General features: G+C 61.1%; 8 protein-coding genes. 4 read left to right on the top strand and 4 right to left on the bottom strand.

All coding sequences use genetic code 11. The features are described 5' to 3' along the window. Nucleotides 1-4: 4 nt before the first annotated feature. The 4 genes from ACYZUA_RS13085 to ACYZUA_RS13070 all read right to left on the bottom strand — a co-directional run bounded on the left by ACYZUA_RS13085 (nucleotide 5) and on the right by ACYZUA_RS13070 (nucleotide 8,014). Nucleotides 5-3,145: a multidrug efflux RND transporter permease subunit gene (locus ACYZUA_RS13085; protein ID WP_461963408.1), complete on the bottom strand. Its 3,141-nt coding sequence runs from the start codon at nucleotides 3,143-3,145 to the stop codon at nucleotides 5-7. 44 nt (nucleotides 3,146-3,189) lie between these two features. Next, nucleotides 3,190-4,344, bottom strand: coding sequence for an efflux RND transporter periplasmic adaptor subunit (locus tag ACYZUA_RS13080; protein ID WP_461963407.1), 1,155 nt, complete (start codon nucleotides 4,342-4,344; stop codon nucleotides 3,190-3,192). A 70-nt stretch (nucleotides 4,345-4,414) separates the two neighbouring features. After that, nucleotides 4,415-5,836, bottom strand: a complete 1,422-nt coding sequence (locus tag ACYZUA_RS13075) for a diaminobutyrate--2-oxoglutarate transaminase (protein WP_461963406.1) — start codon at nucleotides 5,834-5,836, stop codon at nucleotides 4,415-4,417. 117 nt (nucleotides 5,837-5,953) lie between these two features. Further along, nucleotides 5,954-8,014 carry a TonB-dependent receptor gene (locus ACYZUA_RS13070; protein WP_461963404.1) on the bottom strand — a complete coding sequence of 687 codons (2,061 nt, stop codon included), beginning with the start codon at nucleotides 8,012-8,014 and terminating at the stop codon, nucleotides 5,954-5,956. Nucleotides 8,015-8,273: 259 nt separating this feature from the next. Between ACYZUA_RS13070 and ACYZUA_RS13065 the strand changes: the two genes are divergently transcribed. The 4 genes from ACYZUA_RS13065 (at nucleotide 8,274) to ACYZUA_RS13050 (ending at nucleotide 16,938) form a co-directional block, all read left to right on the top strand. Then, on the top strand, nucleotides 8,274-9,251 hold the full coding sequence (locus ACYZUA_RS13065; protein ID WP_461963403.1) for a TauD/TfdA family dioxygenase: 978 nt from the start codon (nucleotides 8,274-8,276) through the stop codon (nucleotides 9,249-9,251). Nucleotides 9,252-9,259: 8 nt separating this feature from the next. Further along, nucleotides 9,260-12,685, top strand: coding sequence for a condensation domain-containing protein (locus ACYZUA_RS13060; protein ID WP_461963402.1), 3,426 nt, complete (start codon nucleotides 9,260-9,262; stop codon nucleotides 12,683-12,685). 31 nt (nucleotides 12,686-12,716) lie between these two features. After that, the gene (locus ACYZUA_RS13055) at nucleotides 12,717-13,763 is read left to right on the top strand and encodes a TauD/TfdA family dioxygenase (RefSeq protein WP_461963401.1); all 1,047 of its coding nucleotides are present in this window, start codon (nucleotides 12,717-12,719) and stop codon (nucleotides 13,761-13,763) included. Nucleotides 13,764-13,875: 112 nt separating this feature from the next. After that, nucleotides 13,876-16,938 carry a non-ribosomal peptide synthetase gene (locus ACYZUA_RS13050; protein ID WP_461963400.1) on the top strand — a complete coding sequence of 1,021 codons (3,063 nt, stop codon included), beginning with the start codon at nucleotides 13,876-13,878 and terminating at the stop codon, nucleotides 16,936-16,938. Nucleotides 16,939-16,962: the final 24 nt, after the last annotated feature.

The following is a 16,962-nucleotide window of genomic DNA, read 5'->3' as shown; positions in this document are numbered from 1 at the left end:
CACATTACCGCGTTCCATCGTCTGCCACAGGCTCGGCGAGGCTGACACGGCGACTACGCAACCGATTTGCCGCGGACAAGACCCAGACAAAGAACACCGGTACCCACAAGACCCCGAGCACTGTCGCCGCCAGCATACCGCCGATCACGCCCGTGCCGATCGCTCGCTGGCTGGCAGCTCCCGCACCCGTTGCAATAGCCAGAGGCACCACGCCGAGAATGAAGGCCAGGGACGTCATGACGATCGGACGAAAACGCAGACGCGCGGCCTGAGCCGCTGCTTGCGCAAGGCTCGCGCCTTGAACGTGAAGTGCCTTGGCAAACTCGACAATGAGGATTGCATTCTTCGCCGCCAGTCCAATGATCGTAATCAGCCCCACCTTGAAATAGACATCATTGGGCAGGCCCATGACCGTCACCGCGGCTACAGAACCGAGCATGCCGACAGGCACGATCAACAGCACGGCAACGGGAATCGTCCAGCTTTCATACAGCGCCACCAGTACCAGCAGCACCACGATCAACGATAACCCCAGCAGCAGCGGCACCTGATCGCTGGCCTGTTTTTCCTGAAGTGACAACCCGGCCCACTCAAGGCTGAAGCCGGCCGGTAACTGACGGGCCATTTTCTGCAGTTCTTCCATGGCTTGACCGGTGCTGTAACCCGGAGCGGCATCGCCGGAAAAACGTAGCGACGCCGACCCGTTGTAGCGCGCGATCTGCAGTGGCCCGACCTGCCACTCGAAACGGCTGAACGCTTCCAGTGGTACCAATCGGTTCTGTCGATTGGGCACTTGCAGGCGCAGCAGCGCTTCAGGCGTCTGCCGACTGAAGCTGTCCGCCTGAACGATCACCCGCTGCATCCGCCCCTGATTGGCAAACTCATTGATTTGTTCCGAGCCCAGCGCCGAGGTCAACGCTGAACTGATCACATCAAAACTCACACCGAGGGCTTCGGCTTTTTCGCGGTCGATGCTGACATTGATCTGAGGCGCATCCGCCAGGCCATCCTCCATCAGGTAATCGATCACCGGCGACGCCTTGGCCGCCTCCAGCAATTGGGTTCGGGCCTTCAACAGCGCTTCGTGCCCCTGACCTGCCAGATCCTGCAACCGTAACTCGAAACCGTTCGAGGTGCCGAGGCCGTCCACCGGCGGCGGTACCACGCTGAACAGCGTGCCGTCAGCGGCGTTCTCAAAAGCCTCATTCGCGCGCCGGGCCACCGCGTTGCTGGCCTGGCCATCGCCGCGAACCGACCAGTCCTTGAGGCTGGTAAACGACAACGCCGCGTTAGCCCCGACCCCGGAAAAACTGAACCCCATGATGGCCAGCACCTGATCCGTGGCGGGTTGCGCCTGGGCATAGTGCTCCCACGCTTGCACCGTCACATCCGTGCGCGAAGCCGAAGCCCCAGGTGGTAGCTGGATATCCGTGATGATGTAGCCCTGATCCTCGGACGGCATGAATGAGGATGGCAATCGGTGATAGGCAAAAGCGAGTACCAGCAACAATATGAGGTAAAGGCCCATGCTGCGAGTGCTGCGCCGGACCCAGCTCGAACTGAACCGCTCGTAGCGCCGGGCCAAGGCATCGAAGCGTCGATTGAAGCCGTTCGCCCAGCGGTTGGGTCGTAGCGCTTTCGCCGGGTCGAAAGGTTTTAGCAAGGTGGCACACAGGGCCGGCGTCAGGGTCAACGCCAGGAATCCGGAGAATAGAATCGACACCGACAGTGCCATAGAGAACTGCTGGTAGATCACCCCCACCGAACCGCCCATGAACGCCAACGGCAGGAATACCGCCGCCAGCACCAGGGTGATGCCAACAATCGCCCCGCTGATCTGCTGCATCGCTTTGCGGGTCGCGTCTTTGGGCGACAGGCGCTCGTGAGTGATCAAGCGCTCGACGTTCTCTACCACGACAATGGCGTCGTCCACCAGAATGCCAATGGCCAGCACCATGCCGAACAGGGTCATCATGTTGATCGAAAACCCTAACGGCGCCATCACCGCGAGGGTGCCCAGCAGGCAGACCGGCACCACAATGGCCGGAATCAGCGTGTAACGCAGGTTCTGCAGAAACAGCAGCATCACCAGGAACACCAGCACCATGGCTTCGATCAGGGTGTAGATGACTTGCTTGATCGCCACGTCGACAAAGTATGAGGTGTCATAAGGCACGCTCAGCGTCATGTTCGCTGGCAGCGTGCTCGACAGTTGATCCAGCCGGGCCTTGATCGCCGCTGCCGTTTGCAGCGCGTTGGCACCGGGCGCCAATTGCACCGACATGGCCGCCGCAGGTTTGCCGTTCAGGCGAGCGTCGAAGCGGTAGTCCTGACGACCCAGTTCGACTCGGGCCACATCGTGAATCCTGACACTGGAGCCGTCGTCATTGGCCCGCAGCACAATGTTACCGAACGCCTCCACGGATTCGAGCTGACCCTGCACCATGACGGTGGCGGTAATGTGCTGCTCGGAAGGCCCCGGACGTTCGCCCATGCTGCCGGCGGGTACTTGCACGTTCTGCCCGGCGATGGCTTTACTGACATCGGCCATCGACAGGTTGTAACCCACAAGCCGGGCAGGATCGACCCAGATGCGCATAGCCCGTTCAGCGGTGTACATCTGCACCCGCCCTACCCCTGCCACGCGGCGAATCTCGTTATTGATGCCCCGCGCGGCGTAGTCTGCCAACCCGATCGAATCCTGCTGCCCATCGGTGTAGGACAAGGCATAGATCATCAGAAAGTTGGCACGTACCTGCTCCACTGTCAGGCCTTGCTCAATCACCGCTTGGGGCAAGCGCCCGACTACCCGTTGCAAGCGGTTCTGGACGTCGACCTGCGCCATGTCGGGATCGATGCCCGGCTTGAAGGTGATGGTGGTTTCGGCACTGCCATTGGCACTGTTGGATTCGTAATACAGCAAATCCTTGAGGCCGTTGAGCTCCTCCTCGATCAGACTGGTGATGTTCTGATTGATGATCTGCGCCGAGGCACCGGGGTAGCTGGCACTGACACTGATTTGCGTCGGTGCCACGTCCGGGTATTGGCTGACCGGCAAGGTGCCCAGGGTCAGCACTCCCGCCAGCGCAATGAACAACGCGATGACCCAGGCGAAGTTCGGACGGTTAATGAAAAAATCGGGCATCGGTAAGATCCTGGCTGACAACCGTGGGTAAAAGCGTCACGCCCTCAGTTATGGGCCTGCTGTTCGGCCAAGGTGATTATGTTGACCTTGGTGCCGGCACTGAGCTTGTCGGCGCGCTCGATCACCACTTGCTCACCGGCCGCTAGTCCCTGGGTGATCTGCCAGTCGGAACCGAGCATTGCGCCGGTGCTGACCACGCGTTCGCGCACCACCCCTTGGGCGTCCACCAGCATTAACCTGGCCTGGCCGTCGGCACCGCGCTGCACCGCTTGCTGCGGCACGAACAACGCTTGCGGATCGATCCCCGCCGGCGCTACGACCCGCACATACATGCCCGGCAGCAGTACGCTGTCCGGGTTAGGAAACTCGCCGCGCAAGGTGACTTGGCCGGTGCTTCGATCGACCGAAATATCGGAGAATATCAGCTTGCCTTGTCGAGTTTGTGCCGGATTGCCGACCTGTACCGTAACCTTGGCTGCACCCGCACCAGTGAGCGTCAGACGACCACTGGCCACGGCTTGCTGCAAGGCCACGATCTGCTCGACGGACTGGGTAAAGTCAGCGTAGATCGGGTCCAGTTGCTGAATCCGCGCCATTTGCGTGGCTTCGTCCTGGCCTACCAGTGCGCCCTCGCTGACCAGGGCGCGGCCGATACGGCCACTGATCGGCGCTCGTACCTGACAGTAACCGAGGTTGAGTCGGGCGGTCGCCACATCGGCTTGAGCGGCCAGGCGGTTAGCCTTGGCGCTCTTGAGGTCAGAGACCGCGTCGTCGAATACCTGCGGGCTGACGGCGTTGATTTCCACCAGTTGTTTGTAGCGCTGTACGTGAGCGTTGGCGCGATAGACATCCGCCTCAGTCTTGGCCAGGGCGCCTTCGACCCGCATTAATGCAGCCTTGAGCGGCGCAGGGTCGATGCTGAAGAGCAGTTGACCAGCCTTGACGTCGCTGCCCTCTTCAAAATGACGAGTCAACACAACACCGGCAATCCGTGCGCGCACCTCGGCGATGCGCACCGGTTCGATTCGGCCAGGCAGGTCTGAGGTCATGGCAAACGGTCGGGGTTGCACGGCAAGCGTCTTGACCTGCGGCGCCGACGTACTGTGTTCAGCGGACTGATCCTGTGCTCCACAGCCGTTCAATGCCAACACGGTCGCCAGCACCCACGTCGGTTTTATCGTCGCTAAAGCCTTACGCATTATCAGTCCTTGTTCAAAACAAAAACGGGCTTGCCGTTCCATGTCGGCAACCCTGTGCATCGGCAGATCATTAACGTGTGGAGCGCTCATTGATCGAGCTCGCTGCCTGGAACAGGATTTGTGCGACGAAATCGATTTCCTGTTCGGTGATGATCAGCGGCGGCAAGAAGCGTACGGTCGCACCGTGGCGTCCGCCGAGCTCGACGATCAGACCGTACTTCAGGCAAGCCTGCTGGAAAGCCTTGGCCCGGACCGCGTCGACCGGCGGGTGACCCTGTACATCGAGTGCGCCTTGCGGGTCGACGATTTCCATGCCGAGCATCAAACCACGACCGCGAACATCGCCAATCCAGGCGAATTCGCTTTGCAGCATCTGTAACTGGTTACGCAGATGCGCGCCAGCGGTTTCGGCGTGCGCCACCAAGCCTTGATCGCGGATGAAGCGCAAGGTCGCGGTGCCAGCGGCCATTGCCAGTTGATTGCCACGGAACGTGCCGGCGTGGGCACCCGGCTGCCAGACATCCAGCGAATCGTTGTAGACCATGACCGACAGCGGCAGACCGCCGCCGATCGCTTTGGACAAGGTAATGACGTCAGGCGTGATACCCGATTGCTCAAAGCCGAACATCCGGCCGCTGCGGGCGATGCCGCACTGGATCTCGTCGACGATCAGCGGAATTCCGTGGGCCTTGGTCAATCGACGAAGCTCCTGAAGCCAGCGATCCGGCGCGGCAATCACCCCGCCCTCGCCCTGGATCGGCTCCAGAATCATTGCTGCCGGTGCGGTGACACCGCTTTCCGGGTCGTTGAGCAAATGTTCGAGGTAACGCACGTTCAACGTCACACCCTGATCACCGGCCACACCGAACGGGCAACGGTAATCGTGGGGGAACGGCAGGCGCTGAACACCTGGCATCAAGGCGCCGAGGGCATTCTTCGGCGACAGGTTACCGCTGATCGCCAGCGTCCCTAGGGTCATACCGTGGTAAGCCCCTTCAAACGCCAGCACCGAATGGCGTCCGGTGGCGGTGCGAGTCAGTTTCAGCGCTGCTTCGACCGCGTCGGCCCCGCTTGGGCCGCAAAACTGGATGCGTGCATTACGCGCGAATTCTGTAGGCAGACAGCCAAAAATTTCTTGTACAAAGGCGTCCTTGACCGGGGTCATAAGGTCCAGGGTATGCATTGGCACACCCGCGGCCATGACCTGGGTGATGGCTTCAATGATCACCGGGTGGTTGTGGCCCAACGCCAGAGTGCCGGCGCCGGCCAGGCAATCGACGAACACTTGTCCGCGACTGTCCTGCACATAAATACCATGGGCTCGTTCGAGCACTAGCGGAATGCGCCGAGGGTAACTGCGGGCGTTGGATTCCTGCTGTTGCTGACGTTCCAGCATCGGCGTCGAATCAAGGCAGTAAGGGCTCGCCAGACCGGTGTGCAACAGGCGTAGCTGTGGCGCGCCACCCGACGTGACATTCGAAAAAGCACTCATGATTTCCTCCAGGGAGGCTGGGTTTGGAAAGGAACAGGGCTGCCTGAAAACGAACGTTTCAGGGAACGACAGCCGTGAAACCGGACGCGGGGAATCAGCTTCCCCGCGCCCTTGGATTTACATGTCGTAACGCAGAACCAGACCCACAGTGCGCGGTGCACCGACATCGATGATGTCGCCGCCGCGGTTGTTGGTGATGTATTCCTTGTCGAAGGCATTTTTCACGTAACCGGATACGGCGACGTTCTTGGTGAGCTTGTACTCGGCATTGAAGTTGGCCAGCCAGTAAGCGTCGCTCTTGCGCTCATTAGTGACTTGACCCGCGTCATCGAACTCATACTCCGACGGCGAGGTGCTCTGGTAAATGACGTCGGTGTTCAGGGTCAACCGGTCATTCCAGCGATAGGTACCGCCCAGCGACATCTTGTACTTGGGCGAATAGAGGAAGTCCTCGCCACTCATGTCCCTGCCATCGCCCGTGACGAAGTCCTTGTACTTGCCATCGGTAACGGAGGCACCGGCCGTCAGGGTCAGCTGTTCGGTGAAGTCCTTCTCGACGGAGACTTCCAGGCCCTTGATGTCACTGCGCCCGGCGTTGAACACGTGAACGGACTCGGTGTTCGGATCCAGCACACTGACCTGCTGGTCTTTCCAGTCGGTGTAGTACAAGTTAGCGCGGGTACGCAGGGTCTGATCGAAGAACGAGCCGCGGTAGGACAGTTCGTAGTTGGTGGTGTATTCCGGATCGTAAGCTTCGTGACCGGTACCGGTACGAACGTTGACGCCACCGCCGCGATAGCCCTTCTGCACCATAAAGCCTACGTACTGATTGGCAGCCAGTTCATAGTCGATACCCAGCTTCGGTAATACGGCATCGAACGACTTGCTGGTTTTGCCCGAGGTGGAGAAGTCGTCCTGTTCAATATCGGTGTCGTTCGTCTCGTGGTCGTAGCGCAGCCCGGTGATCAGTGTCCAGCGCGGGGCGAACGTCCAGTTGATTTCACCAAACACCGCCTTGTTTTCTATCGTCGTATCGCCCTTGACGGTGCCTACCAGTTCGTTGTCAAACAACAACCGGTCGTGGAAGTTGTTGGTGTTGTGGCCGTAGTAGACACCCATGAAGCTCTTCACCGTGTCACCGGTGTAATTCAGGCGCAGCTCCTGATTGAACAGGTCACCATCCTGCTTGCGCAGAACGACCTCGTTGGCATCGGCTGTCTGGTCGAAGTCCAGGCGGGAGTCATAGTCCGAACTGGTATTGGCGGTGAGGCTGGTAATGGACCAGTTGTCGTCCAGGCGGTAATCCACCTTGGCGCTGACGGTGTCTTGTTCGAGTTTGTCGAAAGCCTTGGTGTCGGACGACACGTCGTAATAGCGGACCTTGCCGTTTTCGCGCATGACCGAGTTATCGCCCTTGCGGCTTTCACCGTGGGCGTAAGTCAGCAGCACATCCAGATCGTCGTTCGGCAGGATCAGCAGCTTGCCACGGGCATTGTAGGTGCGGGTCGGGTTGGCATCATTATCGAGTGCGATGTTGTCGATGTAACCGTCACCGTCCTGGTAATCCACGGCGATACGACCAGCGATCTTGTCATCGACGATCGCGCCACCACCGGCAAGCGCCCCTCCGCTCTCACCGTAGTTGCCCATGTTGCCCTGTAATGAAAGGCTCGGTTCGAAAGTCGGGTTCTTGGTCTGGATGACGACCGCACCGGCCAGCGAGTTGCGGCCCTGGGTAGTGGACTGCGGACCGAGGAACACTTCGACCTGCTCGACGTCCCACAGCGGCATCGGGCTGAGGGTCAGTGCGCGGTTCGGTTGCACGGCGCCGTCGACGAACACCGAAACCGCACCGTTGAGCGTGGCCGGGCCCTGGTCTTCGAAACCGGATACCGGCACGCCTCGAATACCCCAGTTTTCGTTGCCGGACTGGTTGTAGACACCCGGCGTACGGGCGAACACATCAACCAGGTCGTGGTCCTCTTTCTCGCGCAGTTGCTTGCCGGTCACCACAACGACACTCGACTGGGTTTTCTCCAGGGAGCGGTTGATTTTTTCACCCGTCACCGTGATCGGAGCGATCTCCATTGTGTTCGACTGCTCGGCCGCCCATGCGCTGTTAGCCAGGCAGACCGCCGAACCCACAGCCAACGCAATTGTGTTCTTTTTGAAATTCACGCCCCGCTCCCATGCGACAGATATTTTTTGTTTTTCCGGCTGACCACATGCTCATTCGGGCCAGCGGTGCGGAGTCTAATCCAAAAAAAAACTTAAAGAAATACTATTGATAATCTATCTCATTAACATCTAATATGCCGCCGTGTATCAGAGCGAATACATTTCAGTCGAACGCTGCAAAGGCGGCCTCTGCCCTGTTTTCAAGGCCTGCCCAAGCCGTCCGACTGGCCGAATAAAGATAAAAAAGGATGCGCAAAGGATGACCTCAATCGAACACCTGAGCGAGCGCTCCGAGTCTTTCTCCATTGCTCCAGCGGATGGCAACGAGCAGTCGTTACCCGTGTTGGTGCAGGCGACGCCGGGGCAGTCGATTCATAATCTCGACCCGTCAGTTCGCGACGCGTTGCCCCATGCGCTGACCACCACTGGCGGCGTGCTGTTTCGCGGCTTCACCGTCGCCACACCCATCGACTTCAAGCGCTTCGCCGCCAGTTTCGGCGCACCGCTGGCCAGTTACGAATTTGGTTCCACGCCGCGCAGCAAAGTCTTCGCCGGGGTCTATAGCTCTACCGAATACCCGGCCCATCAATTCATTCCCTTGCATAACGAGCAGGCCTACACCCGACCGTGGCCTTCGCGAATCTGGTTCCACTGCATCAAGGCCAGCGAAACCGGTGGCGAAACCCCGATCGCTGACAGCCGCCTGATCTACCAGCGCATGCCCGCCGAGATCCGCGAACTGTTCGCCAGTCGCGAGCTGCTTTATGTACGTAACTACAGCGACGCGCTGGATCTGCCGTGGCAGAAAGTGTTCAACACCGAAGACCGTGCCCAGGTCGAGCGCTATTGCCGGGACAACGACATCGAGTGGGAATGGAAAGCCGACGGCGACCTGCGCACACGCCAGCGTTGCGCGGCCGTGCTGCAGCACCCTGATACCGGTGAGTGGGTCTGGTTCAATCAGGCACACCTGTTTCATGTCTCGGCCATCGAGCCGGGCGTGCGCGCCAGCCTGCTCGCCGCGGTGGGCGAAGAAAACCTGCCCCGCCATGTTTACTTCGGCGACGGCTCGGCGATTCCCGATGAGGTGCTCGATACCGTGCGCGAGGTCTATCGCCAGACCGCCATCAGTTTCCCCTGGCAACCCGGCGACATCCTGATGCTCGACAATCGACTGGTCGCACACGGCCGCAATCCTTACACCGGTGACCGCAAAGTCATCGTTGCCATGGCGTGAATCCCACCATGTTTTCATTCAATCACTGGATCGAAGTGCTGGAAGCCAATGCCCGGCACTTCCCGCAACGTGCTGCCCTGCACTTCTTGCCGGACGGCGTCGAGATTGGCGAAACCCTGACTTTTGCCCAACTGCACGAACAGAGCCAGTCGCTGGCGGCGGCACTGCAAGCGCGCTATGTGCCGGGTGATCGTGTGCTGTTGATGTTGCCCAGCAGCCTCGACTACGCCCGTGCGTTCTGTGCCTGTTTGTATGCCGGCCTGATCGCCGTGCCGTTGTTCCCGCCACCGTCGCGCAAACCGCGCCACCTGGATCGCGTGCGCAACGTTGTGGTGGATGCACAGCCGGCCCTGATTCTGGCACCCGCGGATCATTGCCAGGGTTTGCTTGAACTGGTGGAAGGCAAGGTCGACGTGTCGACTGTTCAGGACCTCGGTCTGCCGCCGGCCAGTGAATGGATGCGTCCGGATGTCGACGGTGCAACCGTGGCTTTTCTGCAATACACCTCGGGTTCCACCGGCACACCCAAAGGCGTTGAAGTGCGTCAGCGCAACCTGATCGCCAACGTCGAACTGATGCGCCAGGCCTATGGTTTCGATGAGCATGGCGGCATGGTCAACTGGCTGCCGCTGTACCACGACATGGGTTTGATCGGCGGCATGCTGGCCCCGCTTTACAGCGGTATGCCCTGCTACCTGATGGCTTCACAGACTTTCGTCAACGCGCCGTCGACCTGGCTTCAGGCGTTGAGCCGCTACCGCGCCACCGTCAGTTTTGCCCCCAATTTCGCCTATGCCCTGTGCAACCGGGTGGTCAGTGACAACCTGATCGCCCAGCTCGACTTGAGTACCTGGCAACACGCAATCAACGGCGCCGAGCCGATCCACCCCGGCACCCTTGAAGCCTTTGCCCAACGCTTTGGCGCTTGCGGCCTCAACCCATTGGCGATCAGTCCTGGTTATGGCCAGGCCGAAGCCACGCTGTGCGTCAGCGCCACGCCAGCCGACGCGCTGCCGGTGGTGCTTCGCTTGGATAAAGCAGTGCTGGAAACCGGTCGTGTTGCTCTGGCGGCCACCGATGCCGCCGCCGTGGAATTCGTCGCCTGCGGTTACCCGCAGGCTTTGCATGACATTGCCATCGCCGATCCTCAGAGTCACGAGCGCTGCGCCGACGACCGCATTGGCGAAGTCTGGCTGAGGGGCCCGAGCAACGCCGAAGCCTATTGGAAAAACCCTGAAGCCAGCCGCGAAGCCTTTGAGGCGCAGATTGTCGGCGAGCCGGGACATTACTTGCGTTCCGGTGACCTGGGCTTCATGCACGAAGGTCAGGTGGTGATTTGCGGGCGTCTGAAGGACCTGCTGATTCTCAACGGACGCAACCTGTACCCCCACGATATCGAATTCGCCATTACCGATTCCGAGCCGGGCATTCGTACGGGACGTATCGCCGCGTTTTCGGAAATGGACCCGCTGCTGGGCCGCGAGAAACTGGTGATCGTCGCCGAGCCACAACGCAAGTTCGTCGACCCGGCGCATCACCCGACGCTGTTTGCGTCGATGCAAAACGCCGTGCGCGAAGCCGCCGACTGCAGCATCGATCAAATTGTGCTGGTGGAAGCCGGCACCATCCCGATGACCACCAGCGGCAAGATTGCACGTCAAGGCGCGCGCAAACAATTGGCCGCCGGCACGTTGAGTGTCATCGCCCAGAGCGGTGGGCAGACCGCACCAAACAGCGAAACCCTTGCCCTCAATCAACTGAAGCACCTCGTGGGCACGCCGCAACGCGCGCAAACTGCTTGCCGCCAATGGCTTGAGCAAACCTTGCGCGAGGTCAATCCGTACCTCGCGGCAGACTTCGATCTCAGCCTGATCGGTCTGGGCCTGGATTCCATCAGCGTGGCCGACTTCGCCGCCCGCCTGCACAAGGATCTGGGCTGGAACCTCGATATTCAAAGCCTGTTCGGTGAACAAACCCTGGCCGAATGGGCGCTGGCCTTGCAGGTATACCTGAGCGAATCGGCCCCGGCGCCCAGCGCCTCGACTACCCTTGCAAACGTCAGCCAAAGTCGCCAATCCTTCGCCCAAAGCCGCCTGTGGTTCTTGCGTCAACTGAACCCGGACGACACTCGGCACAACCTGGTGTTGCGCCTGAGTCTGCAAGGCTCTCTGGATATCGAGACCCTGGCACTACGGCTGAACACACTGGTCAACCGTCACAGCGTATTGCGTACGGTGTATCGCGACGGGGTCAATGGCCCGCAGCAACAGGTGTTGCCGGCCAGCGCCGTGCCACTGACCTGGCACGACCTGCGTAACCAGAGCGAGCCGCAGCAACAGCAAGCACTCCACGATTGTCTGGCCAATGAACACGCCACGCCGGTTGCACTGGAAACCGGCCCGCTGCTGCGCGCGCAACTGCTCAGCCGCGACGACGAGAGCCACGACCTGCTGCTGACCCTGCATCACATCGCTTTCGACGGCCGCTCGGCGCAAGTGTTGCTGGCGGAACTGGCCGGTGTCACCGACACCGGCCAACCCGTGCAGTACCTGGATTTCGCCCACTGGGAAGCCGAACACTGGAGCGCACAACGTATTGCTGCCGAACAGGACTTCTGGCGTGAGCATCTGGCGCATGTACCGCAAACCCTCGACCTGGGTGGCAGCGGCCAGACTCAGGGCGAGCACAGCCTGAACTTCACCGTGCCTCAGGCCACCTGCGATCACCTCGCAGCCATGGCCCGCGAACACGGCATGACGCTGTTCATGCTGTTGCTGACCAGCTATCAACTGGTGCTCAAACAATTGGGTGGCCAGGAGCAATTTCTGCTGGGTACCGACGTCAGCGGCCGGCCGTTGGCGGAACACAACGACGTCATCGGTTTCTTCGTCAACCAGTTGACCCTGCGCTGCGACCTGCGCGGTGAGCCGACCCTGGCCGGTTTTCTTGAGCGGGTCCGCGATGGCGCGCGACAGGCCTACGCCCATCAGGGCCTGCCTTTCGATCTGGTGGTTTCGGCACTGGCCCCGGAGCGCCGTCCCGGTCACTCGCCGCTGTTCCAGGTCAAGCTCAACTATCAACCATCGCGGGTAACACCGACCGATATCGCCGGTGCGCACATGACCACGCTGGACGTGGCGCAGGCACCGGGCGATTTCCACCTGGTGCTCGATCTGGTGCATGGCGCCGAAGGCATCGACGCAACTCTGAAATACCGCGGCGACTGCTTCGATCAGGATCGCGCCTTGCGCCTGCAACATCTGTGGACGCGTCTGTTGGGCGAAACCCGCAACCTGCTGGACGAGCCGCTGCCGGCACTGGCCGTACACCTCGACGCATGGGATCAAACGTTTCAGCGCGAGCGCCAGCAGTCCCAAGCCCTGGCCGGGCGCAGCCAGCTGATGCAAACCAAACGTCGCTCCTTGTCCCTTTAACCCAGATCCATTAACCCAGTTGGATGCCTTTATGACTATCGTGCCCCCATCGTCTCGCGCCCTCGGCGCTGTGCGCCGCAAAGCCATGAACGTCTCGGAACAGCAACTGGTCAGCGAGCGTTTGCTCAGCCCCGAGCACGCCTTGCCGCTGGTGATCGAGCCGGCGGTCAGCGGCGTCGATCTGGTTGCCTGGGCAACCCGGGAACGTGAAAGCCTGGAGAAGAAACTGCTGCAATACGGCGCCCTGCTGTTTCGCGGCTTCTCCGTATTGTCTGTGGAGCAATTCGATCAGGTGATCGCCGCCCTCTCCCCCGGCGCGCTGGAATACATGTTCCGCGCCTCGCCGCGCACCCGGGTCGGCGGCAACATCTACACCTCGACCGATTACCCGGCCGACCAGATGATTTTCCCGCACAACGAACATTCCTATTCGCCACGCTTTCCGCTGCGTTTGTTCTTCTATTGCCATATCCCGTCCGAAACCGGTGGCGAAACGCCGATCGGCTCGACGCGTGCCGTGAAGGCGGGCATCAGTCCCGAGATCGAAGCACGTTTCCGTGAAAAAGGTGTGCTGTACGTGCGCAACTATGGCGACGGTTTCGGCCTGCCGTGGCAGACCGTGTTCCAGTCCGAAGACCGCAGCGAAGTGGAAGCCTACTGCGCCAGCGTCGGCATCGAAGTGGAATGGAAAGAAAACAACCGCTTGCGCACCCGCCAGCGCGGGCCGGCGTTGGTGCGTCACCCGCGTACCGGCGAAGAAGTCTGGTTCAACCACGCGACCTTCTTCCACATCAGCACCCTGCCCCCGGCGATCCGCGATTCGCTGCAAAGCAACTTCAACGACCTCGACCTGCCCACCAACACCTTTTATGGCGACGGCGAACCGATCGAACCGCCAGTACTGGAGTCCCTGCGAGCAGCCTACCTCGACTCGCTGGTGCGGTTCAGTTGGCAGCAGGGCGACGTGTTGTTCATCGACAACATGCTCGCGGTACACGGTCGTGAACCCTTCACCGGCAAGCGCGCGATCATGACCGGCATGGCCGAAGCCCTGCTGCAGAGTGACGTTGCCGTCTGACTTTCAACGGGTACACCAACTGCTCGCCCGAGGCTTGCCTGACATCTGTCCGGCGAGCCTCGGCGCCGCTGTCGTGGCCCAGTTTCAAGCCCCATTTTTAGTCGAGTTGAACATGAGCGGACTTCAAGGTTTTCGTATTTCGCCGCAACAGGCATCCGTGTACCCGCACATCAACGACGCGGTCGAACACTCGTTCAGTTGCCATTTGCAGTGGTCGTTATCCCGGCCGGTGGACGTCGACGCACTGAACAGCCGTCTACTGACATTGATGGCCGACAGTGAAATCCTGCGCACGCGCCTGACGCCGGTGCCGGGCCTGCGCCACCCGGTGCAAGTGATTCACGACAACTGCGCACTGGCCGTGACCGTTCAGGACTTGCGTCAGCACAGCTGCGCCGAACAGGAAATCGAGCTGACCCGCCTTGCCATGCAGGCCCGCGACTGGACGAATCCGCTCGCCGTGACGCTGGTGCAACTGTCGAACGAACAATCGGTGCTGGACCTGGCCGCAGCCAGCAGTCACTTCGACCTTGCCAGCCTGAAACTGCTGGCGGGCATCTTGCTGCAAGACACCCAACCCGACCTGTCCGAAGCGCTGCAATACGCCGATTACGCCGAGTGGCGCTGGAGCCTGACGGAAGACGAGCCGGACCATCCGGGCGTGAACTTCTGGAAACCATTGAGCGAAACCGAACAGCCGACCTTGCAGCTGTCGCTTGAAGCCACCCTCGGCAGCGGATTTGCGCCGGCACACATGGAGATCGCAGTGCCCACCGATCTCGCCCGCCATCCGTCCCTGACCTCAAACCTGATGCTGACAGCCTGGGCCACAGTACTCGGACGACTCGCCGGCCAGCAGCAGGTCCCGATCACATTGATCCATGAAAGCCGTGGCCCGGAACTGGAAAACGCCTTGGGCTTGTTCGAGCAGTGCCTGCCGGTGCGCATCGATCTGGATGCTCAGACGACCCTGCTGGAGCAAAGTCAGCACGTCGGCGCGATGATCGAACGCACGGCTGGCTGGCAGGACTATTACAGCCAAAGCCTGACGGGAGGTTACGCCTTCGCCTGGCGCTCGGGCGATATCCAGGAGCGTCATGCCAGCGCAGTACTGAGCCCGATAAAGGCTTGCCTGGATGTCCGTCAATTGCCCGACAGCCTGCGCGTTCAAGTGGTTTACGACCGCCACACGTTAAGCCGTGAAGCGGCGGCCTGTCTCGCCGAACAATGGCGGCAACTGCTGCTGGGCGCGCTGGCCGAGCCGCAGCAAGCCTGGGCTCATCTGCCACTGAACGGACCGCGTCAGGCACAGATTATCGGTGCCCAATCGAGCTTGCCGTCGATTGAACCGGTGACCTTGGTCGAGCTGATTTCCCGTCAGGTTCAGCAGCAACCGAACGCTATCGCGCTCAGCGACAAGGACGGCGACCTGAGCTACGCCCAGCTCGATGCCTGCGCGACTTACCTGGCCCATCAACTGGCGGCGGCCGGGATCGGTCCGGGCGTGCCCGTCGGCATTCTGTTCGCCCGCAGCAACGCCGCCATCGTCGCCATGCTCGCGGTATTGAAGGCCGGTGGCGCTTACGTGCCGGTTGATCCGACCTACCCGGCGGATCGCCGCGCCTACATGCTCGCCGACAGTGCCATCGCACACATCGTGGTCAGCGCCGAGCTGGCCGACAGCGTGCCCGCCAGCCTGCAACGCTTCGTGCTGGATGACCTGACGACCGCCAACACCAACGACCTGCCGCCTCTGCCCATGCCCGGTGCAGACGACTTGGCGTATCTGATTTACACCTCCGGTTCCACCGGCGCACCGAAAGCCGTGGAAATCAGTCACGGTGCACTGAGTTTCTCCACGCAGGTACGCATGGCCGCTTATGAGGCGCCGGTGCGCGCCTACCTGCTGCTGTCATCGTTTGCCTTCGACAGCTCGGTCGCCGGGATCTTCTGGACCCTGGCCCAGGGCGGGCGTCTGGTATTGCCGGCGACGGGTGAAGAATTGGAGATGGCCCGTCTGGCGCAGCTCATTGCCCAGCATCGGGTCAGCCACGGTCTATCGCTACCATCGCTGTATCAGGCGTTACTCGATCAGTTGCAGCGGGCCGGGGCAGCCGACAGCCTTGAGTGCTGGATTGTCGCCGGTGAAGCCTGCCCGCCATCGTTGATCGCCCAGCACAGCAAGACCTTGCCGCACGCGCGACTGGTGAATGAATACGGCCCCACCGAAGCCACGGTCTGGGCCACTTATGAGGTGCTGGACCCGAGCCGGACATTGACCATTGGCCGGCCGATTGCCGGCATGGACCTGCGCGTACTGAACGAACACGGCGTCACCAGCGGCATCGGCGAACCGGGCGAAATCGTCCTCGCCGGCCCCACCCTGGCGCGGGGTTATCGCAATAAGCCCGAAGAAACCGCCAAAGCCTTTGTCACCCTGGCCGATGGCACCCGCGCCTATCGCACCGGCGACCTGGCCTGCTGGCTGGCGGACGGACGCCTGGCGTTCCTCGGCCGCAAGGACCATCAGGTCAAGTTGCGCGGCTACCGCATCGAACTCGGGGAAATCGAGCGTCAACTGTGCAGCCATAGCGACGTGCGCGAAGCTGCGGTGATCGTGCAAGAGCACGCCGCCGGCAAGCGTCTGCTGGCCTACATTCTGGCGGCGCATGGCTACGCGCCGGACTCGGAAGCGATCAAGCGCTTCCTCGGTGAACGCCTGCCGTCATACATGGTGCCGGCCCGGGTGCTGACCCTGTCGACCTTCCCGCGCACGCCCAATGGCAAGCTCGACACTCGCCAGTTACCCGACCCGGACCAGTTCGACGAAGGCGCCCACGTAGAACCGCGCAATTCGCTGGAAGCCACCCTGCAAGCCATCGTCGCCAAGGTCCTGAAACTGCCGACGGTGAGTGTCACCGAGAACTTCTTTGCCATCGGCGGCGACTCGATCCTGAGCCTGCAAGTGGTGGCCCAGGCCCACGAGCAAGGCATCGCGCTCTCCGCCAAACATGTGTTCGAGCGCCAGACCATTGCCGCCATGGCCGAAGTCGCACAGCCACTGGCCGCCGTCGCCGCCGAACCGCAAGCCGACAGCACCGAGTTCAGCGCTTCGGGTATGTCCGATGACGAAATGCAAGCGCTGATGGCTGAACTGAACGAGGCCGACCTGTGACCGGTTTCCCTCGCCGCCGCGCCA

The sequence above is a fragment of the Pseudomonas sp. LS2P72 genome, assembly GCF_054897865.1.
Note: the sequence above shows the minus strand (reverse complement) of the source record. Positions and strands in the feature narration are given on the sequence as shown.

What these genes read in the sequence shown, in the direction of transcription:
- ACYZUA_RS13075 (WP_461963406.1), bottom strand. Translation starts at nt 5,836, where the DNA reads ATGAGTGCTTTTTCGAATGTCACGTCGGGTGGCGCGCCACAGCTACGC.
- ACYZUA_RS13055 (WP_461963401.1), top strand. Translation starts at nt 12,717, where the DNA reads ATGACTATCGTGCCCCCATCGTCTCGCGCCCTCGGCGCTGTGCGCCGC.
- ACYZUA_RS13080 (WP_461963407.1), bottom strand. Translation starts at nt 4,344, where the DNA reads ATGCGTAAGGCTTTAGCGACGATAAAACCGACGTGGGTGCTGGCGACC.
- ACYZUA_RS13050 (WP_461963400.1), top strand. Translation starts at nt 13,876, where the DNA reads ATGAGCGGACTTCAAGGTTTTCGTATTTCGCCGCAACAGGCATCCGTG.
- ACYZUA_RS13085 (WP_461963408.1), bottom strand. Translation starts at nt 3,145, where the DNA reads ATGCCCGATTTTTTCATTAACCGTCCGAACTTCGCCTGGGTCATCGCG.
- ACYZUA_RS13060 (WP_461963402.1), top strand. Translation starts at nt 9,260, where the DNA reads ATGTTTTCATTCAATCACTGGATCGAAGTGCTGGAAGCCAATGCCCGG.
- ACYZUA_RS13065 (WP_461963403.1), top strand. Translation starts at nt 8,274, where the DNA reads ATGACCTCAATCGAACACCTGAGCGAGCGCTCCGAGTCTTTCTCCATT.